Source organism: Chitinimonas sp. BJB300 (genome assembly GCF_002735695.1).
In the GTDB taxonomy this organism is placed as follows: Bacteria; Pseudomonadota; Gammaproteobacteria; order Burkholderiales; family Chitinimonadaceae; genus Chitinimonas.
This window is the reverse complement of sequence record NZ_PDZH01000008.1, coordinates 1-25,005: the sequence shown is the minus strand read 5'-3', so window position 1 is coordinate 25,005 and position 25,005 is coordinate 1. Positions and strand designations below refer to the sequence as shown.

Below are 25,005 nucleotides of genomic sequence, written 5' to 3'. Positions count from 1 at the left end.
ACCCACATGTGCTTGTGATCATGGTTTGGACGACGGTACACCCTCATGCTGAGGGCTGAAGCGAACCCATACATCACCCGTTGCCACATCAAATACGATATGCCGGTGGCCATGACCGGCCACGTGCTCACGACTCACCCGGAACCCGTGGCCCGCAAGCCACTTCTTACCGAATTCAATATTTCTCTCTCCAACAGCCAACGTCTTGCCTACGTCGGCAATCAGCACGTGCCCCCCGCCGAACATCTTGACCTGATAGTCGGCCGGCAACGTGCCGGTAGTCTGAATATAGTGCATGGCCAGGAGGAAAGCCTCCTCGGCATAGCGCCCATCCAGGTTCGACATATTCAGCTGCTGGCTTTGCGATCGTTGTGGCAGCAGATAGTGACACATGCCACCCACCTGTCGGGTGGGATGCCACCACGTCACCGCTATGCAAGACCCCAACAGGGTACGGATACGCGTTTCCCGGTCACCAAAATAGACCTCTCCCGGCTGAAGGAAGATATCAATCTGGAGAGTCATTTTTTAAGATAGATCGCCGGTAAGATTGGCACCAAACCGGCCGGCAACCCGACCAACGTCTCCGAATGCCCCACCACCAGCCACCCTCCAGGTTTAACCCGTTCCACCATGGCATCGACTACTTGACGCTTTGTAGCCGCATCAAAATAGATAATGACGTTACGCAGAAAGACCACGTCAAAATATCCAATATCAGGCATCGCCTGGACCAAATTGATCGACCCGAAACTCACATGTTTGCGCAAGGTCTTGTTCACCAGGAAAGTACCCGCATACTCCCCCGTGCCGCGCATACAAAAACGCTTGAGCAGGTGATGGGGTATCAATCGGCCACGCTCCAGGGGATAAAGCCCTCGCTGGGCAGTGGCCAGCATCCGGCTAGAAATATCCGTACCCAGAATCTCCCACGACGCATGCTCTCCTAATGCATCTGCCAGCACCATCGCAAGCGTGTAGGTTTCTTCTCCACTGGAACAAGCGGCGCTCCACGCACGTACCGGTGTACCCTTGAGGGGTGGTAGCAAGCGATCGCGCAGCGCGTCGAAATGCTTGGGCTCACGAAAAAAATAGGTTTCGTTGGTAGTAATGAGGTCAATGGCGATCTGCCGCTCTTGAACCTCCCCCCCATCGTCGATAAGCCGAAAATACTCGCCAAAATTGGCCAGTTTCCGCTCACGCAGACGCTTGGCCAAACGGCCGGACAGCATTGCCTTCTTGATGGGTACAAGATGGATGCCGATCAAACGATCAATCAACGCTTGATAAAGAGAGAACTCGGCGTCACTCATTTGCGTCAAACCGCCAGGCAAAGTCTGCAAATCGCGGCTGGACGCAGCAGTGGCCAATTCAGCTCTCCAAATCCGGGTCTATCTGCTTTTGAGCGCTGGCCAATTCGGCCATTTCATCGATCGACAGCACATGTTCCAATGCCAGTACGATCACAAAACGCCCTTCGATCTTACCCATGCCGCGAATAAACTCCGATCGCAACTGGGCCCCAAAAGCAGGGGGCGGTTCAATATCCTCTGGGCGCAGCTCAAGTACTTCCTCGACCGAGTCCACGATCACACCCAAGTCATGCCAATCGTCCCCATACTCCGCTTCAACAATCACAATGCAACTACGCTTGCCGATTTCCGTGGTTGCCCGACCAAAGCGTACCGCCAGGTCGATAACCGGCACCACCGCACCCCGCAAGTTGATAACCCCACGTAAAAAGCGCGGCATCATCGGTACTTCAGTGAGCCCGCCGTATTCGATGATCTCCTTGATGTGGATGATTTCCAGCGCGTAAATCTCACCGCCAACACGGAAGGTGAGGTACTGCGGTTGCTCAACAGGCTCGGCTTGTACCGTGCTGCTGCGACGTAAGGACATCATAGTCTGGCTCATGGCAACCTTTGGCTCAGAAGCGAACAAACTGGGATTCGTCAACCGGGGTGGCCCGTTGGCTCAATATCGAGGGGGTGGATTGCAAGGATTTGGACAACTCCACGTTCGACTTACTCTCCGGCGCATTCAGTTTTACCCGCTTTACCGGTGCCACCATTACCGGTGGGGCCGTCATTTCATTGAGTTGCAGACCCACCAGGATCGCCTGTAGTCGCCGGGCGTTGTTATGAAGCTCTTCAGCAGAAGAAGACAGCTCCTCTGCTGAAGCGGCATTGGACTGGGTGGCATGCCCTAATTGGATAATGGCGTTATTCACCTGGACAATGCCTTCGCTTTGCTCCAGCCCCGACGCACTGATTTCACCCACCAATTCGGCAGTACGACGAATCTCGGGCAACACCCCGTCCAGCAAACTGCCGGCCCGGGCGGCAAGCGCATCCGACTCCGCGGCAAGAGCGCCAATCTCGCCGGCGGCCGACTGGCTTCGCTCGGCCAGCTTGCGCACCTCCTGCGCCACGACGGCAAAGCCCTTGCCGTGCTGTCCGGCCCGAGCGGCTTCAATCGCCGCATTTAACGCCAGCAGATTGGTCTGGTAGGCGATATCGTCGATCACCCCTATCTTGCGGGCAATCTGGCGCATAGCATGCACCGATGCCGCAACTGCCTGCCCACCTTCACTGGCCACCGCCGCTGCGCGGCCTGCCAAACCATCGGTTTCCAATGCGTGCTGGGCGCTATTCGCCACTGAAGCGCTGATTTCTTCAAGCGACGTCCCGGTTTGATCCACGTTCGAGGCCTGTTCACTGGCCGTACGCGACAGCGCCGCCGCTGCCGACTCCACTTGCGCTGAAATTCGCACATTCACCTCGGCAAACTCACGCACCTCACGAATGATATCGGCCAACTGATGACGCATGCCCGCCAATGCCGCCATCAAACTTTTATCATCCCCGGCCTGCACTACGATATCGCCACGTAAATCACCATCCGCCACCTGCCTGGCAATACGCACCGCCTCTTCCGGCTCGCCGCCGATCAACCGCGTGATATAACGGGCGACGACATATCCCAATAGCACCGCCAACACGAATGCCGCCGCTGTAAGCATGTGGCTGTACCGGCTAATACCAGCAGACAAGGCAAGGGCACTTTGCATATTGGTTTGCACCGCACGTTGATTCAGCACAATGTCCTGGCTCAGTACCGCAACAAGGGGGGCAAATTCCTTGTCCATCTGGCTACGCAATTGCACCATCGCGTCTGACCCAAATTGGGTCTGTTTTTGTAATTCTTCACTTACCTTCAGATAATTTGGCCAACGGCGCGATATATCATCGCGTAATTCGGCCTCTGCACCACTGACTGTGGCCGATTGGTAATCGGCAAGCAGGTTGTCGACCTTTTCACGGGCAGCCTGCATTCTGCGCTGAGCCGCCACACGCATCCCGCTATCCACCGTATTGGTCAGGTCCCATACGGCCAGCCGGTGCTGTAACATATTGGTGTGTATCTGCGTCAGGGCAACCGCTGTTGCAACGTAGTGAACATTGCCCTCCTGAAAGCGTGCCGTTACACGATTCAAACCTCCTACCGTACTCTGGCCAATCAATAACAAAAGCAATGCCATCAAGCTGAATGCCAGCAGCAGCTTCTTAAACAGGGACAATCGCGTCAGCAGCTTCATGGTGCATTCCCCTCCCAAACGCCAAGGCGTTTTCCTTCCTGCAAGCTGCTGCTCACCATACGCCGCCGCTCATCACTCGATGCGCGCAGAATCAGGTCCGGTACGTCCAGTATCAACGCTACTGCGCCACTCCCCAATATGGTCGACCCTGCCAACCCCTTGACGCCTCGAAACAGATGGCCGAGTGGCTTGATCACTGCCTGCAGCTCACCCTCCAATCGGTCCACTACCAAGCCCGCCCGCTGATTACCGTATTGCACCACCACAATGGCCTGGCGGCCGGGCGCCCGGCCTTCGACTTCGAATAACCGCCGTAGGGGCAGAAAGGGCAACACTTCTCCGCGCAAGCTCAGAAAATTCCGGTTGGCTGCCATGACCTCGACTGGTAGATCCAGGCACTCCAGCACCATATCCAGCGGAATCACAAAAGTACTGGTGCCCACCGCCACCTGGAAACCATCGATAATGGCAAGCGTGAGGGGCATACGCAGCCGAATAATGGTGCCTTCGCCGACCACGGACTCCATCTCGATCGTACCCTTCAACGCTTCAATATTGCGTTTGACCACATCCATGCCGACTCCTCGGCCAGACAGGCTTGTTACGGCTTCTGCGGTGGAAAACCCTGGTGCGAAAATCAGTTGCAGCAACGCCTGATCACCCAAGATTTCATCAGCGCCAATCAAGCCGCGTTCGATGCCACGGGCGCGAATGCGGTCCCGATTCATGCCGCCACCATCGTCACCGACTTCAATCACTACACTGCCCGACTCATGGTAGGCATTGAGCCAGACCGTACCGCTATCCGACTTGCCTCTTTTACGCCGTAGCTCGGCCGTCTCAATGCCGTGGTCCATGGCATTGCGCACGAGGTGTACCAATGGGTCGCTAAGCTTGTCGACCATCGACTTATCAAGCTCTGTCTCTTCTCCCGCCAGCTCAAGCTGAATCTCTTTACCCAGCTCCCGCGCCGTATCGCGCACCACACGGGGAAAACGGCCAAAGATTTCACCAACCGGCACCATGCGCAGGCTCAAAGCTTCATCACGAATACGCTCAACCAGCTCACCCAATGAGCCCAAACTTTCCAGCAAGATAGGATTACCTGCTTGCTTGGCTGATAGCAGCGAAGCCGCGCCGGCAATCACCAACTCTCCCACCAGGTCGATCAACGCATCGAGCCGGGTAGCATCAACCCGCACCACACGGTGCTCTCGCGTTTTGTGCGCCACCTGTTCACGCTGCTTATCCAGGGCAGCCTCTACGGCAGTCGGATGTGCCAGACGCTCCTCTACCAATAACTCACCCAATTGCCTGTGCTCGCCAATTTCAGTTTGCTCACGTTGAATAGCGAGCACTTCCTCCAATTCCTTTGCCGTCAACGCGCCACCACGCACCAATGTTTCGCCCAGCAGTGAGGCCCCTTCGGGCATGTCCTTGATCAAACGGACAAATTCGGCGAGATGCGAATGCGGCGGCAATATACGGACCTTGCTGTCGTCCCGGACAAATTCGAAGACATTTTCAATCGCCACCTTGTCCACACCCGGCCCGGCCGAAAACTGGATCTCAAAACCCAGATAGCAACTCTCCGGGTCCATATCGTCCGGATCAGGCAGCCCGTCATAGAGGGTGGTGATATAGACGATACGCCCCAAGTCCGAGAGATAGCGTAGGAAGGAGATGGGGTCCATGCCATTGCGCAGCACATCCACACCAAAGCGCAGTGAAATATGCCAGTAGTCCGATGCCACCACGTGCTCACCATCTGATTCAACCTTTACGGTCTCCTCTGGCGGAACAACCGGCAACGGTGGCGATGGCTGCTGTGTTTGCTGTAAAAACTCTTCCAGCTGGGCATCGAGCGAAAGCGCTGAAGGCACGGGATGTCCCAAGCGTTCCGCTTCAATCATGCTAGACATATGATCACGGCAGGAAAACAGTAGCTCAACCAACTCAGACGTAATTTCGAGTTCACCCGAACGCATTCGGTCAAGCAGGCTTTCACAACGATGGGTGAAGGCAACAATTCCATTCATTTCAAACAACCCAGCCGACCCTTTGATGGTGTGGGCTGCACGAAACATGGCATTCAGATGCTCCTCCTGCTCTGGGCCGGTCGCGGCTTCCACTGCCAACAACGCGGCCTCCATAGCAGCCAGAAGCTCTTCGGATTCTTCAAAGAAAATCAGCCGGACAGCATCCAGGTTCATGAGCGCCCTTCCCCGGACAGCACAACTGGGTCGCCAAATACGCCGCCCATATTGTAAAGATCTAGCACCGCCAACACCGACCTGGAATGCCCCAGGAAAACCAACGGTTTCTCCTGCCGTGCCGCTTCACGCTTCAACAACAGCAAAATCTGGATGCCGGCTGTATCAAACTCCACCACGCCAGACAAATCGATGTCCAAGCCACTCGCTTCACTCAGGGCAGCTAAGAGGCGTGCTTTGCTCGCACCTGCTTCGTAGATGGTGAAAGGCCCCTCCAAACTCAATGTGCGGCGCTCATCATGGAAGTCGGAGGAAATAGACATACATCACACTCAGGGCTGGATCAGCTTGGCGACCGCACGCAACATCTGATCCGGACGGAACGGTTTGACCACCCAGGCTTTGGCGCCCGCCATCTGACCTTCGATCTTCTTGTCCTCCTGCGCCTCGGTAGTGAGCATGATGATGGGGGTAAAGCGATACTCCTGCAGCTGCTTTACCGCACGTACGAAAGCAATGCCATCCATATTCGGCATGTTCACGTCGGAGATGATCAGATGAATTCGGCGGCCATCGAGCTTGGCCAGTCCTTCACGGCCGTCCCCAGCCTCGACAACATCATAGCCGGCATGCGTCAGGGCCAAGCTGACTACTTGGCGCAGGCTCGGAGAGTCATCAACGATTAGGATGGTTTTCTTGCTATCTGCAGCGGCCATAGCACAAACCTTATCTAGACAGTTCACTTCATTGTAGTGCAGGCCAATGAAAGGCTGCCAGGCGGCTTTATCAAGCAGTAATCAATAAGATACAGCCTGCCCCTCCCCCCGCCATACCCACCACGATCAACAAAAACCGCTGTAATCGGCACAGTAGCAATACGTAGAGAGGGCATTTTCTGGCTAGGTCGAAACGGCTTTTTACCAGCGGAGCATTGAACACAGAGCGGAAAAACCCGGACGCCAATGCTCACGACAGCCAATGGGTATCAATCGGATTTAGGCGGGACCGGCTGGGTATCTTCAAGCAGTGGGGGGTTGGGGGGCTTTGGATGCGCCGGGTGAGGCGGCTTTGGCCGCGAGTTTGGCTCCAAGGCGCTATGCTTGAGCTGATTACGCTTTCGTTCCAGCCGGTGGCGCAGATATTCCGCTTCCGCCTCTGTCAAATCACCATGTGCCAAGGCTTCCCGTATGCGCGCCTCTCGATGCTGAAAGCGCAGCTCGATCTCTTTCACCGGTGTCGGCTGCTGCGGCTCAGGCTCCGCAGCCCACCCCATCGGCAAGGCAAACAGCAAGGCAAGTGGAACAAACAAGCGGTTCATAATAGGCAGCAACAAAGCCAGGACAATTTCAGCATACGCGCGGTGACGAAACTCTAACGCGCGTAATTGTAAACCCCCTTGCCAGCAAGGCCTGTCCGCAATGCTTATTTACAGTTCCCATGCCCTCAGTCAAGACAAGCCGCTAAACTCTTCGTCATGAATACTGCCGCCACGCCATCTAAGAAGATCCTGCTAATCGATGATGACCCGCGTTTACGCGAGCTGGTTCAGCGCTACCTGAATGAACAGGGCCTTTCGGTAGAGGCCTTTGCCGACGCAAGCAAGTTGGAAGGCCGCTTACAGCGCAATCGTCCCCAGCTTCTGTTGCTCGACCTGATGATGCCGGGTGAAGATGGCTTGTCGGTTTGCCGGCGCTTGCGAGCGCTTGGGGACAATATTCCCATCATTATGCTGACGGCACGTGGCGACGATATCGATCGTATCATCGGCCTGGAAATGGGCGCCGATGACTACCTGCCCAAACCCTTCAATCCACGTGAACTCCTAGCCCGCATCAATGCCGTACTGCGCCGCCATAAAGAGCCCTCTGCGCTGGCAGCCCCCCTCACAGAAGGCGAACATTTCGACTTTGGCCCATTTCGGTTGGAAATCAGTAATCGAAAGTTGATGCGTGATAACGAACCCATCCCGCTGACCAATGCCGAATTCGCCTTGTTGCGCGTATTTGCCAGCCACCCACGGCAACCCCTAAGCCGCGAACGATTGATGGAACTGGCGCGCGGCCGTGAGCATGAAGCATTTGATCGCAGCATCGACGTACAGGTCTCGCGCCTGCGCAAGTTGATCGAGAGCCACAGCACTGAGCAGCGCTATCTGCAGACAGTCTGGGGCTTTGGCTATGTGTTCGTCCCCGACGGCGGCGAACGCTGACCCCGCCCATGCGGTTAAGTAGACTGATTCCGCGCACCATTTTTTGGCGTCTGACTTGGTTGACTGCCAGTGCGCTGATTATCAGCCTGGCATTTGTCGTGGCCTTATCGGATTACAACCGCCAGCAGATGATAGCGCGGCAAATGGGCGAACAGATTGTCGAGCTGCTGGCCGACCTGGAGGATCAGCTTGATGGCCTGAACCCAAAGGAACAAGCCGACTGGATTCGCCTCAACAGCCAGCCCTATGCACCCCATCTGGTTGCGATTTATAGCCCCGAGGCCCCCCCCGCCACCGCCTCCCGCCGCGCCCAAATCGTCGCCATTGCCGAAGCCCTGCAAAAGAAGTTGGCGCGCGTGGGCGAGGTGCGCGAAATCCGTCAACCCAAAAAGCAGCTTTGGGTACAGGTGAATATGCTGGGCCAAGCCTACTGGCTGGTAATCCCGTTTGGTCGCTTCCAGTCCGACCCCACATGGACCTTGGCTGGCGCCGCCGCCATGTTCGCTGTACTGGCGCTCAGCGTCGCCGCCCTGTTTGCTTGGCGGCTGAACCAACCACTGCGCGAACTGGGCATCGCCGCGGCCAAACTGGGCCGGGGAGAACGCCCGAAACCCTTACCGGAAACCGGCCCGCTAGAAGTGCAGGAACTCTCTGCCAGCTTTAATCGGATGCTGGCCGACCTGGACACCGCCGAGGGGGAAAGGGCAGTCATGCTGGCTGGTATATCGCATGACCTGCGCACGCCGTTGGCCCGTTTGAAGTTGGGCGTGGAAATGATGAAGGACGCCAGCCTGCAGGACGGCATGCGTGAAGATGTGGATGATATAGAACGTATTCTCAGCCAGTTCATCGACTTCGCGCGCGGCCTGGGCAACGAACAGGCACAGGTTTGCGACCCTGCCGAAATTGCCCGCGGCGTCGCCACGCGCTTCGCCCGTACGGGCGTAGAGGTCGAACTACAATTGTCCGACCACCTACCCCTGGCGAACTTGCATCCCTTAGCGCTTACCCGTGCACTGGCCAATCTATTGGATAACGCCCACCGCTATGGCTTATCGCCCCTGGGCTTGTCGGTGTACTTTCAAGAAAATGCACTGTGTTTCGAAGTCACCGACAGCGGTCAGGGCATTCCTGCCGATCAATTGGTCGATGCACTCAAGCCATTCCATCGACTCGACAAAGCCCGGCGTGCCGATGGGGGAAGTGGTTTGGGTCTGGCGATCGTCGAGCGGATTTCCCGCTTACACGGTGGCCAGCTTCAATTGAAGAATCGTACGGAAGGCGGGCTACAGGCCAGTTTGATATTGCCACTGCCCGACCAAGCGCCAGGGGAGTTGAACTAACGGTAGAAACCAGACTCCCAGGGGACTCGACCCAATCGAGGATGTTGAGATGAGTAATTTGTGCGCGTTTATTTTGCATGCCCATACAAAACCGGAAAAATCGGACGAATTCGAAGCACTGTTCAAAGGGTATGTAGCCCCCAGCCGAGCTGAAGCAGGCTGTATCGAGTACCACATGTTGCGTGACCAGCAAGACCCGACGCTGTTCCTCTTTTATGAAGTCTGGAAGTCACAAGCCGATCTGGATCGGCACTTGGCTTTACCGCATATGCAGCGCTTTATCGAGCAACGCATGGATTATCTGACGCGCGACTTTGATATCCACTTGATCACCATGGTCAGCCCGTCCTCAGCCAAGCGTTAATCGGTTATCGACACCTGATATGGCGTCAATCAACCATATTGGGTGGCTGGACAGCACACGACGTATCAACTGGCCATGACGGGGCGGACTGCTGGGTGCAAGGCACCATAGCAATCGCCTCCCTACCACTGATGAGCGCGTTCAGGTACTGCACAACCCCGGGCCGGGGCCGTGCAGCGATGTTGCTGCAGCTTCCAAGGTCAGCAGGACACCATTCCCAACTGCTGACTCAACTGCTGAATTTCCGCTCGCCATTGTTGCTGCACATGAGGGCGCTGCTGCCGGGGCTTTCGTGCCAGGTCGGCCGCCAATGCGTCCTCCAGCGAAATCAAACGCGCCAGAAGTTGTTCGTCATCCTGCAAGACCGCCCCATCCCTATTTTCAGGCAAGGCCTGACCAACGATTGCAGAACCTGAGCTACCTTGATGACCCAAGGGTGGTCCCAATAACTGCTGGTATGCATTATCCGCATCAAGATACCGCTGCAGATTGCCATCGCTGACCACCCAGAAGCTGCTACAACATTGCTCGATAAAGGCACGGTCGTGCGATACCAAAATAAAGCCACCATCAAACCCGGCCAATGCATCGGCCAGCTGTTGCTTACCCGCCATGTCGAGGTGGTTGGTCGGTTCGTCCAGCAGCAGTAGGTGATAACGCGCCAGCGATAACCCCAGGAACAAGAGGCGTGCTCGCTCACCACCGCTCAACGTGGCCACCAACTGACCATGTCGTTGATATGGAAAACCGGCGGAGATAAGCGCTTGCCGCCGCAATACATCGACTTGCGGGCTAAATGCATACAACGCGGCCATCAGGTCATCTTCATCATGCAGCTGCTGCAATGACTGATCGTAGTAACCGGCCACCACTGCCGGATGATAATAACGTCCATCATGGTCGCGGTCATGCAGCAGATCTTGCCAGCACTGGCGTAGCAAAGACGATTTACCACTGCCATTGGCACCCAGCAATGCAACATGGTCGCCTGGCTTTAGCCATACCTCCTTGGCATTGAATAGCACGGGCAAATCGGGTGTGGCACGCACAGCCAACGCCTCGATCCCCAATAGCAATTTGGCAGGTAATATCTGCCCTTGCAGTGACAATTGCCACGGCGAGCCATCGGATACAAACGACTGCGTTGCCTTGAGCTTTTCAACACGCTTCTGCATCGACTGGGCTTTGCGCGCCAACCCTTCGTTGTCATACGTCCTCCCCCAAATGGCGAGGCGATGACTACTGGCGGCGAGGCGATCAATCTCTTTTTGCTCGGCCGCAAAACGCGCGACGGCAGCACCGTCGGCTTCCTCCAATGCAACCATTGCAGGACTGCATGGCTGGTCGAAGCAGTACAACTGCTTGTCGCGTAGTATCCAACTGTGTTGGGTCACCGTGTCCAGCAACCGCTGATCATGTGATACCAAGACGAACGCCCCCTTCCAGCCCTGCAGAAACTGCTCCAACCATAAAAGCGAAGGAAGATCGAGGTGGTTGCTAGGCTCATCCAGCAACAACAGGTTGGGATTGTGTAATAGCGCTCGGCCAAGCAAGAGGCGGGTATGTTGGCCCCCGCTCAACGCATTGACCGGTACATGGGCAGTCTCGGGATCAAACCCCAACTCTGCAATGAGACAATCAACTCGCCATTGCTGCCCCGGGTCGGCATCAATCGCCATGTGCAAAGCATCGTACAATGTCTGCGACGCCAAACTGGCTGGCAGATGTTGTTCAACATGCTGTAGGCTACATTGCCGCGCGATCTGAATGCTGCCACGTGTGGCTTCCTGTCGGCCAGACAGCAGACCCAGCAAGGTACTTTTTCCACAGCCATTGTGGCCGATCAGGCCAATTCGGTCACCCAGCTTCAGGGTAAAACTCAGGTCGTCAAATAACAGTCCGCTAGGTGTTTCAAGTTGTAACGACTGGGTAGAAATAAGGGTTGTCATAGCGCTTACCAATATTTTGGGATGCAAGCATCCACATCAACGGGCACGCTGACGACAATGAATTGATCGAGTAAAACTCGGTTGGTGAAACAAACTTTGCTCGAACCCATTTATCGCAGCGCGATGAAACGTGGGTAAGCGCCGTCCGCTATGCTGAACATGAGTGTCATCCAATTGATGCACATCATCCAAACTTCCATTTTTACCTCCTTTCTAATGCTGATAACACCAGGTTGATCGGCAACCTCACCCGTCTACTCGACCACTTTCACGGCAGTCACGTAGTACAAGGTCTCACCAAAGCAATCGGTCGGCACACCAATGTGCTGGTTGTAGGTCAGTGATACCTTCTTGCCCAGGCTGGCATTGATGGCTTCCACAACCTTGTCATCATGCACAGTGAACGGGAATTTTTCTGAGAGCGTGCCAGGAATATTAATCATGGCCAGCTCTCCTTCCCAGGTTTTGCATAGCCAGCCCTTTTTGGACAATTTTTGCACATACCCTGCCCGCTCGCCTTCCGCGTAGTTCCAGTTCAGCACCGCCCATAGGTAGGCCGCGCAAATCAACACAATCAGAAGCAAGGAGCCCAACAACCAGCGCCCCCAGCGAATCTTGGCTAACGGGTTTTGCATGAAGTTCCTCTAACGTTTTTGACTCAATGTGCTGCGTTCACAAGCGACTTGCGGCATTTAAGCTCAAGCCACGTCCAACAATTTCTTCAAATACCCCCCAGTGTGGCTGGCCGGGTTAGCCGCAATGTCCTCCGGCGTACCGGTCGCCAGAATCTGGCCACCACCGGCTCCGCCTTCTGGGCCCAGATCCACGCACCAGTCGGCGGTCTTGATTACATCAAGATTATGTTCAATCACCACCACGGTATTGCCATGCTCTCGCAGGCGGTGCAGCACTTTCAGCAACAGGTCGATGTCATGGAAATGCAAGCCTGTCGTCGGCTCATCCAGAATATAGAGTGTTCGACCCGTATCGCGCTTGGAAAGCTCCAACGCGAGCTTAACCCGCTGTGCTTCACCACCCGACAAGGTCGTGGCGCTTTGCCCCAGACGAATATAGCTTAGTCCCACATCCATAAGGGTTTGCAGCTTGCGGGCAATACTGGGCACCGCATCGAAGAATTCGCGTGCGTGTTCCACCGTCATTTCCAGCACTTCGGTGATATTTTTGCCCTTGTACTGCACCTCAAGCGTTTCACGGTTGTAGCGCTTACCATGGCATACATCACAAGGCACATATACATCTGGCAGGAAGTGCATTTCTACCTTGATGACGCCATCACCCTGACAAGCCTCACACCGGCCACCCTTTACATTAAAAGAGAACCGTCCTGGGCCATAACCGCGTTCCCGCGCCATCGGCACGCCAGCATACAAATCACGAATCGGCGTAAACAAACCGGTATAGGTAGCAGGATTCGAACGCGGCGTACGGCCGATTGGGCTTTGGTCTACGTTGATTACCTTGTCAAACTGCTCCAAACCAATGATCTCGTCGTGCTGCGCCGGCTCGGTGTTGCTGCCATAAATCGAACGTGCTGCGGCAGCGTAGAGGGTGTCGTTGATCAACGTCGACTTACCGGAACCCGATACACCGGTCACACAGACGAGCATCCCCAGCGGCAGCGCCAGATTCACGCCCTTCAAGTTATTCCCACGCGCACCCTTTACACTCAACCAGCGGTCAGGTTCCGGTTGGCGGCGCACCTTCGGCACTTCAATCTTGCGTATACCGGATAGAAACTGGCCCGTCACCGAAGCCGGATTGGCCATGACTTCGCCGGGTGTACCCATGGCTAATATCTCACCACCGTGTTCACCCGCACCCGGCCCCATATCCACCACGAAATCCGCAGCGCGTATAGCGTCCTCATCGTGCTCCACCACAATCACGCTGTTACCTAGGTCACGCAAGCGCATCAACGTACTCAGCAAGCGGTCGTTATCGCGCTGATGCAGACCGATGGAGGGCTCGTCCAGTACGTACATCACCCCGGTCAGTCCCGATCCAATCTGAGATGCCAGCCGAATCCGCTGTGCTTCACCACCCGACAACGTATCGGCGGAGCGATCCAGGCTCAGGTAGTCGAGCCCCACATTCACCAAAAAACCCAGTCGGTCACCAATTTCCTTGACGATCTTCTCAGCGATCTGCGCCCGGTTCCCAGCCAGCGTCAGCTCCGCAAAAAATTTGCTCGAATCGCGCAAGGCAAGCTGGCTGATCTCATAGATATTCTTTTCCGCAATCAGCACGTGGCGGGCTTCCAGGCGCAAACGTGCACCGTGGCAGGTTGGGCAAGGTTGGTTATTCAGGTATTTCGATAGCTCCTCACGCACCGCCGTCGAATCGGTCTCACGGTAGCGCCGCTCCAGATTCTGGATGATGCCTTCAAAGGCATGCACCCGTTCAAACTTGGTGCCGCGCTCATTCAGATAAGTAAACGCAATTTCTTCCTTGCCTGATCCTTGCAGCACGACTTGCTGCACTTCCTCGGTCAGTTCATCAAAAACCGTATCGACGCTGAAACCGTAGTGCTCCGCCAGACTGAGCAGCATCTGGAAGTAGAACTGATTGCGTTTGTCCCATCCCTTGATAGCGCCCGCGGCCAAAGACAGGTGAGGGAATGCCACTACACGCTTGGTATCGAAAAATTGGATAGCCCCAAGGCCATCACACTTGGGACAAGCACCCATCGGGTTATTGAAAGAAAACAGCCGCGGCTCCAGCTCGGGCAGCGAGTAAGAACATACCGGGCAGGCGAACTTGGCCGAGAACCAGTGCTCTTTACCGGTATCCATTTCCAACGCAATCGCACGGCCATCGGCATGGCGCAAAGCCGTCTCAAAGCTTTCGGCAATACGCTGCTGTAAGTCAGCACGCACTTTCAAACGGTCGATCACCACGTCAATCGTGTGTTTCTTATTCTTGTCCAGCTTGGGAATCGCATCGATTTCATAAACCTCGCCATCCACACGCACTCTCACAAAACCCTGGGCCCGCAACTCGTCAATGAGATCAAGATTCTCACCCTTCTTGCCCATGATGACCGGAGCCAAGATCATCAGCTTGGTTTCTTCCGGCAAGGCCAATACATGGTCCACCATCTGGCTAACCGTCTGGGATTCCAACGGCTGATGGTGGTCCGGGCAATATGGCGTACCGACTCGGGCGTACAAGAGGCGTAGATAGTCGTGGATTTCAGTCACCGTACCCACGGTCGAGCGTGGATTATGGCTGGTTGCCTTCTGTTCAATCGAAATCGCCGGCGACAGCCCTTCGATCAAATCCACATCCGGCTTTTCCATCAGCTGCAGAAACTGACGTGCATACGCCGAGAGGCTTTCCACATAGCGACGCTGGCCTTCTGCATACAACGTATCAAACGCCAACGACGACTTGCCCGAGCCGCTCAGGCCCGTGATAACAACAAGCTGATGGCGCGGCAAATCCAAGCTGATGTTCTTCAGATTATGCGTGCGTGCGCCGCGAATACGGATCAGATTGTTTGGGTCTATGGGGCGATAGCTCATGGCGGCTCGGTTACGTTAATGCAACCAGTGAGTTTACCGGAGTTCATTCGAGCAGACACCGCTGAAATACGATTACCTAATAGACATCCGGCACAGCCGGTATTTCGCAGAATCGCCGCCATGACACGGGAAACGGAAAAATATATTGCCCCGTACCATCTGGCCGGTATGCCGCATGTCATATCCCATAGGCCGAAACACAATCAAATCGGGACACTTGCGTTATTGACCGGGGTCAATCGTCGTCGCTAGCATGGGTTCATCAGCCTCAAAAAACGATGCGAAAGCCGCACATACAGCGCAACTGGTTGTGACACACAAACATTAATAAAAGCCCCAAAAAAGATGTATGGGCCAAGCACAAATTCCCTTACCTCCCACTTCCTTGCGTAGAAATACGCATATTCAAGCAACGCAAAACTGGATTGGATACAGCGGATGAGCCTAGATAACTTGACCAGAAAACAGCATGAAATTCTAAAACTCAGTGCAACGGGTCTTAATTCACCAGAAATGGCCAAGCAATTAGGTTGCAGCCATAAAACCGTGCGAAATCAATTGAGCATGATTTATGCCAAATTAGGGGTAAGCAACCGCGTACAAGCGGTTGTCCTTTACTCAAGAAATGAATATAAGGACAGTTAACCTATTCACAAAATTTTTTGTTTCTTTACAATCAACTCGTCGTCCCAATTTATATAAATCGGCAGCGACATTCCCGGAACCTCAAGAAGGAAACACCATGCAAGAACTGAATATGCAGGAAACAGAATCCGTAAATGGCGGCGCGGGTCCGCTTATGCTTCTCGGTATTTTATTCGGTGGTTTATATGCCACTGCCACCACAACCATTGTCGCTATTAATGAACTGTAAATTCAGTGGGCGAGAGCATGCTGTCAGTTAATCGACAGCATAAAAATTCACTAAAAACAGCCCTCTCATTTGAACTGTCTATTTTACAACCACCAATAATGGAGAAGACAATGCAAACACTCAAAACACAAGAAATTGAGGCTGTAAATGGCGGAGCTGCTCCGCTGGCATTAATTGCTGGCATCGTAGCTACATTATTTTATGGCTCGGTGACTATCGCAGCAACTGTAACTGGCTAGATAATAGATAAGGTAGCGAAAAGGGCTAGTCAGAATAAATCTATGCATCAAAAAGTGCCTCTTTAAATTCTGCCTCCTTTTTTCTCACTCGCGGCGTTACTCAACATCCTTAAAAAAGGAAAACCATGCAAGAACTCAACATGCAGGAAATGCAAGCAGTAAATGGTGGCGCTGCGCCATGTGCGCTTCCTGAAGAACGAGTCTTTTGTTTGTGGGAATAACTACTTCTTAGGTTTATAGACACGCATTTTTATGCGTGTCATTTGCAGCACCACGACTAAAAAGGAGAAAGACAATGCAAGAACTCAATGTGCAGGAAGTTCAGGTCGTAAGCGGTGGTATAGCGCCCATTGTGCCTGTTGTTCCTGCCCTTGGTTTATTCCTAGGCATTTACTTTGCCGTGACAGAAATCAGCAAGGCTGTAAAAGGCTGACAGTGGAATCCACGGCAGGGTGAATAATAAAGCAGGCCAGCTAAATAAAAGCCAAATTACCATCCTACTCGTGCCAGAGATTTATAGCACCACACCAAAAAGGAGAAAGACAATGCAAGAACTCAACAAGCAAGAAGCTGAAACAGTAAATGGTGGCATCTCTGGTGCCGTCGCAATATTCGGTGTGCTTTATGCCTATATTGTTGGTGCATTGATCAAGAGCCAGCGCTCGTAGTATCGTTGGTGCAAGATGAGCATGCACTGCCCGGTAAATTGTTTTCAGCCGATTATTACTTACCCAAACTCATCTTGCACCACAAAATGGTCAGCTGCATCTTCGTTAACAAAACTCAACTAATACATCCCATTATTACTGGATATCTGAGCATAGAAATACAATCACCACCTCTATCGAGCAGGGGAATTTTCCACCCACTACATGAATTAATTAGGGTTGCATACGCAAAATAAAAAAAAGATGAGCAATCTAGTAGATTAGAATCAATCGACAAATCCTGCTGACAATACAGTCCCAGGTTCTACTTGGTTGATTTCCAAGGGAAAGCCAAGCCATATGCTCGCGACATAATGGCTTTTGAATACTTAAATGCGTTCTCTGCTCTGATGAAAAGCTCACTATTTCGCCAAGAAGTCCTAGAAAAACCTGCGGAAGCGGGCCAAAGCCTCGTACTCGACAATGCAGGCCTGCGCATCATCATGGTGGGCGTTATTCTCCTTCTGGCCGCCCTTGTCGGCTTATCTCTCTTTACCCATTACACACGCCGGGCCAGCGCACCGGGCTTGCTCACACCGCCTCAGGGCACCGTAAAGGTTTTTGCTTTGCGTAGCGGCACCGTGGCGGAACTCAAAGTGGCTGAAGGTGAAAACGTAGCGGCAGGGCAAATACTGGCTGTCATGCGCAGTGAACGCAGCCTGGAGCAAGGCCTGCTTGGGGAGCTTGCCCGGCAGCAGCAAACCCTACAAGGCAGCATGGGAAGGGCCAACAGCCGGGCGCAAGCGGAATTACAGCGGTTATCTGATCGCGATGCAGCTCTACGGCGTGAAATCGATCAATTACATTCATTGCAAGCCATACAAACGCAGCGGTTACATATCGCCGAGCAAAAACGCGAGTCAATGCAGCAAATGCTTGGCAGCGGCTTTATTTCAGCCAATGGCTTTCGTGACCACGAAGAAGCCGTGCTGACCCAGGCGCAGCAGGCCAAGGAGTTGGAGCGGCAACGCGTAAGCCGCGAGGCCGACCGTGAACAACTGAAGCAGGAATTGACCCGTGCTCGTTTGGCTGCCCTCGATGAGCATGCCCAGCTTACCTCGACCCAGTCCGACCTCAAGCAAAAGTCACTGGAAATGGCCGATCGACAAGAATCGCTGATCCGGGCCCCTGTCGCTGGGCGCGTGGCCACGCTACAGGCAGTGGTCGGCCAAATGGCCAATACCAGTCAGCCGCTGTTGGCCTTGGTGCCTGAAGGAACGGAGTTGGAAGCCGAGTTGTTGGTGCCCTCACGGGCCATCGGTTTTATCCAAGCGGGTCAAGCGGTACGGTTGCAAGTAGCCGCCTTTCCTTACCAACGATACGGCCTACAGCCCGGCGTGGTGCGAGCAGTCTCGGAAACGGTATTAGCCCCCAGTGAAGTCAACCTACCTATTTCGACACAAGAACCAGTCTATCGGGTGAAAGTTGCGTTGCAACGCCAGCATGTCACGGCCTTTGGGCAGCAACACACCCTAAGGCCGGGTATGGCGGTTGCGGCCGATATCGTGATCGACCGCCGGCCAGTGTGGCAGTGGCTGTTCGAACCCCTGATTGCCGTCAGAGGACGGATGTTCGACTGATCTACCCAAACCATTGACCATCTTGGCTTTCAAAACCTCGTCTCATTTTAATTTGTTGCCGTGGGTTGATAGACCACGAACCGTACACCCCGTCTAAATAATCCCATTCCCCCCGAGCGCCTGCAATCCTCGCCACCATGTCTTCCTCTCCCCTGAATTCACTCAAGCTATTCAGCGCCCAACGCGTTCCATTGATCCTGCAAACCGAGGTAGCTGAATGCGGCTTAGCTTGCCTGGCGATGGTTGCCAGCTTCTATGGCTTCGAAACCGACCTGAACAGCTTGCGACGGCGCTTTCCCGTCTCGACCAAGGGGGTGACGTTAGCGGCATTGATGCGTATAGCAGACCGGATGAACATGGCGGGCCGGGCGCTGAAGCTGGACATGGACCATCTGGTAGAGCTGCAGACGCCCTGTGTGCTGCACTGGGATATGAACCATTTCGTCGTACTGGTCAGCGCCAATGCCAAAAACGTGGTCATACACGACCCGGCTTTTGGCGAACGACAGCTGACGATTGCGGAAGCCGGCAAGCACTTCACCGGTGTAGCACTCGAATTACGTCCTACCGAGGCGTTTGAGCACAAAGCCGAAGTACAGAAACTGAAGCTGCTGGATTTTACCCGGGGCGTGGTCGGGCTTAAACGCAGCTTGCTGCAAGTGCTGTTTATTTCGCTCGCTTTGCAGGTGTTCGCAATACTCACCCCGTTCTACCAGCAGTTGGTGGTGGATGAAGTGCTGGCCAGCTTCGATGCCGACCTGCTCATCGTACTGGCGATCGGTTTTGGCATGCTGCTGCTGATTTCCGCCGGCACAACGTTCTTACGCTCGTGGTTGATTCTGCGGCTGGGTAATCTTTTTAGCTTCCAGATGTCGGTGCGGCTGGCGCGCCATCTGTTCCGGTTGCCGTTAAGCTGGTTTGAGAAACGCCATATCGGTGATGTGGTATCGCGTTTTGGTTCCTTGCAGGAGGTACAGCGCCAACTCACCAGCGGCTTGGTTGGGGCTGTAGTGGATGGCCTGATGGCCTTGATCACCGCCGCCATGATGTTTGTCTACTCCCCCAAGCTGGCAGGGGTCGTATTAGTGTCAGTGCTGCTCTACGGGCTGATCCGTTGGGCCACCTACGGAGCAAGCCGGCGCTTGGCCGAGCAGCAGATCGTAGCGGAGGCAAAGGAGGACAGCCACTTCATGGAAACCGTGCGCGCCATGCCTTCGGTGCGGGTATTTGGCCACGAACCCGAACGGTTGCAGGGTTGGCAGCATAAGTTGGCGGACCACTTCAACGCCGGCATTCAGTTGGGCAAATTCAACTTGGCGTTTACTACGGCCAATGATGTGCTGTTCGGCCTGCAAAACGTGCTGGTGATTTACCTTGGTGCAAAGTTAGCCATGGAAAACGTCTTTTCGGTGGGGATGCTGTTCGCTTTCCTGAGTTACAAAACGCAATTCACCGATCGCGCGGCAGCATTGATCAATCAATGGGTCAGCCTGCGTATGCTGGACCTCCACCTTGCCCGCCTTGCCGACATTGCACTAACCGAAACTGAGGCTGATATCGATGGCCAAATGGTGGAAGTCGTCTTGGCTGGCAGCCTTGCGGTACAGGGCCTGGGCTTTCGCTATTCGGAATCCGAGCCTTGGGTATTCCGCGATTTGAACTTTACGGTCAATGCCGGGGAATCTGTTGCCATCATCGGCCCCTCGGGCTGCGGGAAAACCACGCTGGTAAAAATGTTGATGGGCCTAGTGGCGCAAGAGGAGGGTGAGGTCCGGGCCGATGGTCACGATATACGCAAGATGGGTCTGGGGCATTACCGCAGCCAAATTGCAGCGGTGCTGCAGGACGACCAATTATTGTCCGGTTCGCTAGCGGACAACATCGCCTTCTTTACGCCGCAGCCGGATTTGGAACGCGTTGTACTGTGCGCACATACCGCGGGTGTACATGAAGAAATCATGGCCATGCCGATGAACTACCAGACGCTGGTGGGTGACATGGGGTCCAGCTTGTCCGGCGGCCAAAAACAGCGTGTGCTGCTGGCACGCGCGTTGTACCGCCAACCCAAGATACTGTTTCTGGACGAAGCCACCAGTCATCTGGATGTGGCACTGGAAGCGCGTGTCAACGAGGCCATCAAGCAACTCAATATCACCCGCATCATCATCGCCCATCGGCTGGAGACCATACGCTCTGCTGATCGGGTCATCGACCTGTTCGACATGAAGCACAATGCATCCCCGCCTACGCCCACGATCAAGCCGGAGGGCGCGCTGGCTGCCGCTGTATAACCAGTTCAAGATCTGCCGCGAGCAACCGTCAGCACGGTGAAGTGAAGCGCAGAAACCAAGTAGATGTACTCTGGGGCGAAGGCTTTGGGACAACGCTATTTGGGTTTGTATGCCAAGAATATCCTTGCCAACTCCCCGCTCTTGCTCAATTTTTCCACCGCAGCACGGAGCTTATCGTTTATGCCGGGCGTCGCTTTCTTTGAAACGACAAAATATCGTTCCGTCCCCTCTAACTCAAACTGGGTTGGAAGGATCTTGATCTTCCCAACGAAATGATCTCGCTTGATTTCATCGGCTAACGCAAAATCGTTTTGAAAAACAAAACGCCCACGCCCGGCAATCAACTTATTCAGGTTCGTCGACGTATCCTTTGCGCCCGCATCAAACTTAATACTTGGGTGGGCAGCCAGAATATCAACATGCACCGTGCCATTCACCACCAATACCACGCCGTCATCACCAAGCTTAGCCAAGTCGTCAAAACCCTTGATATCCACCTTGTCGTCGATTCTTGCCGCTAATACGCTTTGTGTGGCGTAGATCGGCGTCTCGATGAAATCAAGCTTGGCTTTGCGCTTATCCGTCTTCGCCAAACCGCAAAATGCATCAAGCTTCCCTTCCTCCAGCCATGCCTCAATGCGCGGTAGAGGCATAAAGTCGCGTAGTTCACTGAACTTCAACTCCGGGTCGACGCGCTCGATTGCTTTAAAGACATCCACGCACAACCCGGTTATGGTTTCGCCATCCTTGATGAATTTTGGTTGACTATCCTGCGCCGCCGTACGGATTTCCAGGGCCGAAGCGGCTATAGGTTGCATCACTGCTATCAAACCAACGAGAAGTGTTTGTACAGTGTGTTTCATATCGCCTACTTGCTCAGAATAAAGAGCCCACAAGAAACGGTTGATGACAGTGGAACAGAAGGTGAGTAAAGAATAGGCCGAATCTTTACGCACGTGCCCATTTAATAGGATTCAAACCAAAGGAATCAGATTGATGAGCCTGACGCTCAAACCCATCACCCGCGAGAACTTCGACGCGGTCATCGACCTGCAACTGCTTGATCATCAAGCGCACTATTTGGCGAGCAATGCCTATTCGATTGCACAGGCCAGTTTCTTTCCTCACTACAAGACCAGAGCAATCTATGCCGCGGGAGAGCTGGTCGGCTTCCTGATGTATGTGTCACGTAAAGAAGAGGGCAGCCCTGGAGAATACGGTATCTGGCGCTTCATGATTGATGCACGCCATCAAGGTAAAGGCTATGGTCGTAGGGCATTGCAGCTGGCCATCGACGAGATTCAAAGCAACATTGATGCAGAGCGTATCTCGACCTGTTACTTTCCTGAAAATCCTATAGCGAAGGATTTCTACGGTAGCTTTGGTTTCGTCGAAACGGGCATCGACGAAGACGGTGAAATGAACGCCGAGATAAGGCTATAGCGTTGTAATTGGTTTACGCTGTCCCTGACAGAGCATGAATTGGTTTAAAAACCTGTTCCCCGATCTGTAGCGAGCAGCTGTCAGCAGGGCGCAGAGCCGCGCAAAAACCGGAATGTACTTTTGTACATGAGGAATTCGAGCAGCACATAAGCCCTGATCACAGTTGCGCAGTAAGATCGTAAACAGGTTCTAAGAACCTGTTCACAGTCTCGCGAGCTAGAGCTAGAGCTAGAGCAAGGCAAGGCAAGGCAAGGCGAAAACAGCCGAGGAAGCGATGTTTACAAGTGGTAAATGAGCATTCCGAGGTTGTTTTTAACGCGGTATTGCTGACGTGCAGCAGACATTGAGCAAGATCTGACAGCACCTTAGGGTTGGCCATGGCAGGAGAATCCCACGGCCAACTGCCGGGTTTTGTTAGAATTGCGTCTTTTGCAGCCGCTGTCCCTCCAAGTCCAACCATGTCCCCGTTTGAATTCCGCGCCTCTGCCGGCCTGTCTGGCCTTTACGCCTTGCGTATGTTGGGCATGTTTCTGGTGCTGCCAGTCTTTGCCCTTTATGCCAGCAAGTTGCCAGGCGGCGATAACCATACGCTGGTCGGCATGGCACTCGGCGCTTATGGCCTTACCCAGGCGCTCCTGCAGTTACCCCTGGGCATGCTGTCCGACCGTATCGGCCGCAAACCGGTCATTTATGGTGGGCTGATTCTGCTGGCAATCGGCAGCGTCGTGGCTGCCACCGCGCAAGACCTCATCTGGATCACCATCGGCCGCGCCCTGCAAGGCGCAGGTGCCATTTCCGCCGCGATTACCGCTCTCCTGGCCGACCTGACGCGTGAGGAAAACCGCACCAAAGCTATGGCGATGGTAGGCGGCTCGATTGGCATCACCTTTGCCATATCGCTGGTGGCTGCACCAGCCATCGCGGCTCAGTTTGGTTTATCCGGCATCTTTTTACTGACAGCGGGCCTTGCGGTAGCGGCGATGCTCGGCGTGTGGAAAATCATTCCCGACCCATCACAAAGCCGCTTCCACTCCGACGCTGAAGCTAACCCCAAACGGCTGGGTGCTGTACTGCGCGACCCACAACTCCTGCGCCTGAACTATGGCGTTTTTGCCTTGCATGCCGCCCAGATGGCATTGTTCGTTACGCTGCCCCTGGCCTTGGTTCAAAGCGCACATCTTGCTTCGAGCGAACACTGGAAAGTCTATCTGCCCGTCATGGCCATTGGTTTTGCCCTGATGGTGCCGGCTGTCATCGTGGCCGAAACCCGTAATAAGCTTAAACCCGTCTTCATTGCTGCCGTCGCGCTGATGCTGCTGGCGCAGCTGGGCATGACCACCGGTTTCGATACGCTGGCCCGCATCGTCATCTGGCTGGGGGTCTATTTCATCGCCTTTAATATCCTCGAAGCAACACAGCCGAGCCTGATTTCGAAAATTGCCCCCGCCGATGCCAAAGGTACGGCCATGGGCGTCTATAACACCACCCAATCGCTGGGGTTTTTCGTCGGTTCGGTGGTGGGCGGCTGGCTTTATCATAAGGGCGGCACCCTGCCTGTGCATATTTTTTGCGCAGTACTGATCGGCGTGTGGCTGATAGTCACCATCGGGCTGCGGCCACCCATGCCGGTCCGCACCTTGATGTACCATATCGACGATTCCCAGCTTGGCAACGCCACTAATTTGGCCCGTCAACTCGCCCAACTGACCGGCGTGAAAGAAGCCGTGGTGATCGCCGAAGAAGGTGTAGCCTACCTTAAAGTACTGCGCGAAGGCTGGGACGAAGCTGGCGCTTTGGCGCTATTGGCAAACAAGACATCGTAGGTCGGGCTTTTCAACCCGACGCATCGCATCTCGGGTTGAAAAGCCCGGCCTACAAACGGAGAAAATCGTATGGCATCACTCAACAAAGTCCTGCTGATCGGCAACCTGGGACGTGACCCAGAAATGCGCTATATGCCTGATGGCTCGGCTATCTGCAATTTCAGCATCGCCACCACTGAAAGCTGGAAAGACAAAAACAGCGGTCAAAAGCAGGAAAAGACCGAATGGCACAACATCACCATGTACCGCCGCTTGGCTGAAATCGCTGGCCAATACCTGAAAAAAGGCAGCTCGGTCTATATCGAAGGCCGCCTGCAAACACGCAAGTGGCAGGACAAGAACACGGGCCAGGATCGCTACACGACTGAAATCATCGCTGATGAAATGAAGATGCTGGGTGGCCGTACGGGTGGTGGATCGGAATACGACCAGACCCCACCCAACTACGAAGCCGCCCCAGCCGCCGCAGCACGCCCCACCAGCAATAACATGGGCGGCGGCGCGGCAGTCAGCACCCCTCAACGCCAAGCTGCGCCGCAAAAACCCCAGAGCTTTGACGATTTCGAAGACGATATTCCGTTCTGATTAATCGACAACACCAGCCCCAAAAGCCCTGATAAATCAGGGCTTTTTGCTTTTGTGCGCCCAGCATGGGCGCACTCCTGCGGGTGGAAGTCCCGCCGTAAGTTGATCACAGCGAACGAAGTGAAGCGCAACTGCGTGAGGGCGACCGAGCGTGGGAAGGAAGCGTGGATCGTAAACCGCGAGCCGATGGACAAGAACCGGATAGAAGGCGCTGCCGAGCAGGGCGAGCGGGCATGACT

At 54.5% G+C, this 25,005-nt stretch carries 25 protein-coding genes; 13 read left to right on the top strand and 12 right to left on the bottom strand.

The features are described 5' to 3' along the window. Positions 1-18: 18 nt before the first annotated feature. From CSQ89_RS02465 to CSQ89_RS02430, 8 genes are all read right to left on the bottom strand, one after another. Entirely contained in the window at positions 19-525 is a 507-nt protein-coding gene (locus CSQ89_RS02465) for a chemotaxis protein CheD (protein ID WP_099404611.1), read from the bottom strand. Then, positions 522-1,370 carry a CheR family methyltransferase gene (locus tag CSQ89_RS02460; RefSeq protein WP_233202939.1) on the bottom strand — a complete coding sequence of 283 codons (849 nt, stop codon included), beginning with the start codon at positions 1,368-1,370 and terminating at the stop codon, positions 522-524. Before CSQ89_RS02460 ends, CSQ89_RS02465 begins: the two co-directional genes overlap by 4 nt. A 1-nt stretch (position 1,371) precedes the next feature. After that, positions 1,372-1,905 carry a chemotaxis protein CheW gene (locus CSQ89_RS02455; RefSeq protein WP_233202938.1) on the bottom strand — a complete coding sequence of 178 codons (534 nt, stop codon included), beginning with the start codon at positions 1,903-1,905 and terminating at the stop codon, positions 1,372-1,374. A 25-nt stretch (positions 1,906-1,930) separates the two neighbouring features. Further along, positions 1,931-3,601: a methyl-accepting chemotaxis protein gene (locus tag CSQ89_RS02450; protein WP_099404609.1), complete on the bottom strand. Its 1,671-nt coding sequence runs from the start codon at positions 3,599-3,601 to the stop codon at positions 1,931-1,933. After that, positions 3,598-5,814 (bottom strand): chemotaxis protein CheA, encoded by a 2,217-nt coding sequence (locus CSQ89_RS02445; RefSeq protein WP_099404608.1) that lies wholly within the window; start codon positions 5,812-5,814, stop codon positions 3,598-3,600. Before CSQ89_RS02445 ends, CSQ89_RS02450 begins: the two co-directional genes overlap by 4 nt. Then, complete coding sequence (locus CSQ89_RS02440) at positions 5,811-6,137, bottom strand: STAS domain-containing protein (protein ID WP_099404607.1); 327 nt, start codon at positions 6,135-6,137, stop codon at positions 5,811-5,813. Before CSQ89_RS02440 ends, CSQ89_RS02445 begins: the two co-directional genes overlap by 4 nt. 9 nt (positions 6,138-6,146) lie before the next feature. Next, on the bottom strand, positions 6,147-6,530 hold the full coding sequence (locus tag CSQ89_RS02435; protein ID WP_099404606.1) for a response regulator: 384 nt from the start codon (positions 6,528-6,530) through the stop codon (positions 6,147-6,149). Positions 6,531-6,799: 269 nt separating this feature from the next. Further along, the gene (locus CSQ89_RS02430) at positions 6,800-7,132 is read right to left on the bottom strand and encodes a hypothetical protein (protein ID WP_099404605.1); all 333 of its coding nucleotides are present in this window, start codon (positions 7,130-7,132) and stop codon (positions 6,800-6,802) included. Positions 7,133-7,288: 156 nt separating this feature from the next. Here CSQ89_RS02430 and ompR point away from each other — a divergent pair, with 156 nt between their 5' ends. From ompR to CSQ89_RS02415, 3 genes are read left to right on the top strand one after another with little or no spacing between them, the layout of a single operon-like run. Beyond that, a complete protein-coding gene (ompR, locus tag CSQ89_RS02425; protein WP_099404604.1) occupies positions 7,289-8,023 on the top strand; it encodes an osmolarity response regulator transcription factor OmpR in 735 nt (244 codons plus the stop codon). Positions 8,024-8,031: 8 nt separating this feature from the next. Beyond that, complete coding sequence (locus tag CSQ89_RS02420) at positions 8,032-9,366, top strand: ATP-binding protein (protein ID WP_099404603.1); 1,335 nt, start codon at positions 8,032-8,034, stop codon at positions 9,364-9,366. A gap of 49 nt (positions 9,367-9,415) precedes the next feature. Further along, positions 9,416-9,730, top strand: coding sequence for a putative quinol monooxygenase (locus CSQ89_RS02415; protein ID WP_099404602.1), 315 nt, complete (start codon positions 9,416-9,418; stop codon positions 9,728-9,730). Between the two features lie 200 nt (positions 9,731-9,930). Here the strand turns inward: CSQ89_RS02415 and CSQ89_RS02410 are convergent, their stop codons facing one another. The 3 genes from CSQ89_RS02410 to uvrA all read right to left on the bottom strand — a co-directional run bounded on the left by CSQ89_RS02410 (position 9,931) and on the right by uvrA (position 15,224). Continuing rightward, positions 9,931-11,679, bottom strand: a complete 1,749-nt coding sequence (locus tag CSQ89_RS02410; protein ID WP_099404601.1) for an ABC-F family ATP-binding cassette domain-containing protein — start codon at positions 11,677-11,679, stop codon at positions 9,931-9,933. A 254-nt stretch (positions 11,680-11,933) separates the two neighbouring features. Next, positions 11,934-12,314, bottom strand: coding sequence for a hypothetical protein (locus tag CSQ89_RS02405; protein WP_099404600.1), 381 nt, complete (start codon positions 12,312-12,314; stop codon positions 11,934-11,936). 63 nt (positions 12,315-12,377) lie between these two features. After that, the gene (gene uvrA / locus CSQ89_RS02400) at positions 12,378-15,224 is read right to left on the bottom strand and encodes an excinuclease ABC subunit UvrA (RefSeq protein ID WP_099404599.1); all 2,847 of its coding nucleotides are present in this window, start codon (positions 15,222-15,224) and stop codon (positions 12,378-12,380) included. 438 nt (positions 15,225-15,662) lie between these two features. Here uvrA and CSQ89_RS02395 point away from each other — a divergent pair, with 438 nt between their 5' ends. The 7 genes from CSQ89_RS02395 (at position 15,663) to CSQ89_RS02380 (ending at position 20,915) form a co-directional block, all read left to right on the top strand. After that, a complete protein-coding gene (locus tag CSQ89_RS02395; RefSeq protein WP_099404598.1) occupies positions 15,663-15,869 on the top strand; it encodes a response regulator transcription factor in 207 nt (68 codons plus the stop codon). A 97-nt stretch (positions 15,870-15,966) separates the two neighbouring features. Further along, positions 15,967-16,098 carry a class IIb bacteriocin, lactobin A/cerein 7B family gene (locus tag CSQ89_RS22360; RefSeq protein ID WP_158228874.1) on the top strand — a complete coding sequence of 44 codons (132 nt, stop codon included), beginning with the start codon at positions 15,967-15,969 and terminating at the stop codon, positions 16,096-16,098. 17 nt (positions 16,099-16,115) lie between these two features. Next, a complete protein-coding gene (locus CSQ89_RS02390) occupies positions 16,116-16,337 on the top strand; it encodes a class IIb bacteriocin, lactobin A/cerein 7B family (protein ID WP_099404597.1) in 222 nt (73 codons plus the stop codon). 295 nt (positions 16,338-16,632) lie between these two features. Then, positions 16,633-16,770: a class IIb bacteriocin, lactobin A/cerein 7B family gene (locus tag CSQ89_RS21940; protein WP_139022843.1), complete on the top strand. Its 138-nt coding sequence runs from the start codon at positions 16,633-16,635 to the stop codon at positions 16,768-16,770. Positions 16,771-16,882: 112 nt separating this feature from the next. Further along, positions 16,883-17,005, top strand: coding sequence for a hypothetical protein (locus tag CSQ89_RS23470; RefSeq protein ID WP_255408612.1), 123 nt, complete (start codon positions 16,883-16,885; stop codon positions 17,003-17,005). Positions 17,006-17,394: 389 nt separating this feature from the next. Then, positions 17,395-18,624: an HlyD family secretion protein gene (locus tag CSQ89_RS02385; RefSeq protein WP_158228873.1), complete on the top strand. Its 1,230-nt coding sequence runs from the start codon at positions 17,395-17,397 to the stop codon at positions 18,622-18,624. 137 nt (positions 18,625-18,761) lie between these two features. After that, entirely contained in the window at positions 18,762-20,915 is a 2,154-nt protein-coding gene (locus CSQ89_RS02380; RefSeq protein ID WP_099404595.1) for a peptidase domain-containing ABC transporter, read from the top strand. A 95-nt stretch (positions 20,916-21,010) separates the two neighbouring features. On the opposite strand, the gene CSQ89_RS02375 is transcribed toward CSQ89_RS02380, so the two are convergent. Next, the gene (locus tag CSQ89_RS02375; RefSeq protein ID WP_099404594.1) at positions 21,011-21,778 is read right to left on the bottom strand and encodes a substrate-binding periplasmic protein; all 768 of its coding nucleotides are present in this window, start codon (positions 21,776-21,778) and stop codon (positions 21,011-21,013) included. A 133-nt stretch (positions 21,779-21,911) separates the two neighbouring features. Here CSQ89_RS02375 and CSQ89_RS02370 point away from each other — a divergent pair, with 133 nt between their 5' ends. From CSQ89_RS02370 to ssb, 3 genes are all read left to right on the top strand, one after another. Next, positions 21,912-22,358 carry a GNAT family N-acetyltransferase gene (locus CSQ89_RS02370; protein ID WP_099404593.1) on the top strand — a complete coding sequence of 149 codons (447 nt, stop codon included), beginning with the start codon at positions 21,912-21,914 and terminating at the stop codon, positions 22,356-22,358. Between the two features lie 458 nt (positions 22,359-22,816). Then, positions 22,817-24,181 carry an MFS transporter gene (locus CSQ89_RS02365; RefSeq protein WP_099404592.1) on the top strand — a complete coding sequence of 455 codons (1,365 nt, stop codon included), beginning with the start codon at positions 22,817-22,819 and terminating at the stop codon, positions 24,179-24,181. Positions 24,182-24,250: 69 nt separating this feature from the next. Then, entirely contained in the window at positions 24,251-24,766 is a 516-nt protein-coding gene (ssb, locus tag CSQ89_RS02360; protein WP_099404591.1) for a single-stranded DNA-binding protein, read from the top strand. Positions 24,767-25,005 lie beyond the last annotated feature (239 nt).

What these genes read in the sequence shown, in the direction of transcription:
- CSQ89_RS02465 (WP_099404611.1), bottom strand. Translation starts at nt 525, where the DNA reads ATGACTCTCCAGATTGATATCTTCCTTCAGCCGGGAGAGGTCTATTTT.
- CSQ89_RS02455 (WP_233202938.1), bottom strand. Translation starts at nt 1,905, where the DNA reads ATGATGTCCTTACGTCGCAGCAGCACGGTACAAGCCGAGCCTGTTGAG.
- CSQ89_RS02450 (WP_099404609.1), bottom strand. Translation starts at nt 3,601, where the DNA reads ATGAAGCTGCTGACGCGATTGTCCCTGTTTAAGAAGCTGCTGCTGGCA.
- CSQ89_RS02445 (WP_099404608.1), bottom strand. Translation starts at nt 5,814, where the DNA reads ATGAACCTGGATGCTGTCCGGCTGATTTTCTTTGAAGAATCCGAAGAG.
- CSQ89_RS02440 (WP_099404607.1), bottom strand. Translation starts at nt 6,137, where the DNA reads ATGTCTATTTCCTCCGACTTCCATGATGAGCGCCGCACATTGAGTTTG.
- CSQ89_RS02435 (WP_099404606.1), bottom strand. Translation starts at nt 6,530, where the DNA reads ATGGCCGCTGCAGATAGCAAGAAAACCATCCTAATCGTTGATGACTCT.
- CSQ89_RS02430 (WP_099404605.1), bottom strand. Translation starts at nt 7,132, where the DNA reads ATGAACCGCTTGTTTGTTCCACTTGCCTTGCTGTTTGCCTTGCCGATG.
- ompR (WP_099404604.1), top strand. Translation starts at nt 7,289, where the DNA reads ATGAATACTGCCGCCACGCCATCTAAGAAGATCCTGCTAATCGATGAT.
- CSQ89_RS02420 (WP_099404603.1), top strand. Translation starts at nt 8,032, where the DNA reads ATGCGGTTAAGTAGACTGATTCCGCGCACCATTTTTTGGCGTCTGACT.
- CSQ89_RS02415 (WP_099404602.1), top strand. Translation starts at nt 9,416, where the DNA reads ATGAGTAATTTGTGCGCGTTTATTTTGCATGCCCATACAAAACCGGAA.
- CSQ89_RS02410 (WP_099404601.1), bottom strand. Translation starts at nt 11,679, where the DNA reads ATGACAACCCTTATTTCTACCCAGTCGTTACAACTTGAAACACCTAGC.
- CSQ89_RS02405 (WP_099404600.1), bottom strand. Translation starts at nt 12,314, where the DNA reads ATGCAAAACCCGTTAGCCAAGATTCGCTGGGGGCGCTGGTTGTTGGGC.
- uvrA (WP_099404599.1), bottom strand. Translation starts at nt 15,224, where the DNA reads ATGAGCTATCGCCCCATAGACCCAAACAATCTGATCCGTATTCGCGGC.
- CSQ89_RS02395 (WP_099404598.1), top strand. Translation starts at nt 15,663, where the DNA reads ATGAGCCTAGATAACTTGACCAGAAAACAGCATGAAATTCTAAAACTC.
- CSQ89_RS22360 (WP_158228874.1), top strand. Translation starts at nt 15,967, where the DNA reads ATGCAAGAACTGAATATGCAGGAAACAGAATCCGTAAATGGCGGCGCG.
- CSQ89_RS02390 (WP_099404597.1), top strand. Translation starts at nt 16,116, where the DNA reads ATGCTGTCAGTTAATCGACAGCATAAAAATTCACTAAAAACAGCCCTC.
- CSQ89_RS21940 (WP_139022843.1), top strand. Translation starts at nt 16,633, where the DNA reads ATGCAAGAACTCAATGTGCAGGAAGTTCAGGTCGTAAGCGGTGGTATA.
- CSQ89_RS23470 (WP_255408612.1), top strand. Translation starts at nt 16,883, where the DNA reads ATGCAAGAACTCAACAAGCAAGAAGCTGAAACAGTAAATGGTGGCATC.
- CSQ89_RS02385 (WP_158228873.1), top strand. Translation starts at nt 17,395, where the DNA reads ATGAAAAGCTCACTATTTCGCCAAGAAGTCCTAGAAAAACCTGCGGAA.
- CSQ89_RS02380 (WP_099404595.1), top strand. Translation starts at nt 18,762, where the DNA reads ATGTCTTCCTCTCCCCTGAATTCACTCAAGCTATTCAGCGCCCAACGC.
- CSQ89_RS02375 (WP_099404594.1), bottom strand. Translation starts at nt 21,778, where the DNA reads ATGAAACACACTGTACAAACACTTCTCGTTGGTTTGATAGCAGTGATG.
- CSQ89_RS02370 (WP_099404593.1), top strand. Translation starts at nt 21,912, where the DNA reads ATGAGCCTGACGCTCAAACCCATCACCCGCGAGAACTTCGACGCGGTC.
- CSQ89_RS02365 (WP_099404592.1), top strand. Translation starts at nt 22,817, where the DNA reads ATGTCCCCGTTTGAATTCCGCGCCTCTGCCGGCCTGTCTGGCCTTTAC.
- ssb (WP_099404591.1), top strand. Translation starts at nt 24,251, where the DNA reads ATGGCATCACTCAACAAAGTCCTGCTGATCGGCAACCTGGGACGTGAC.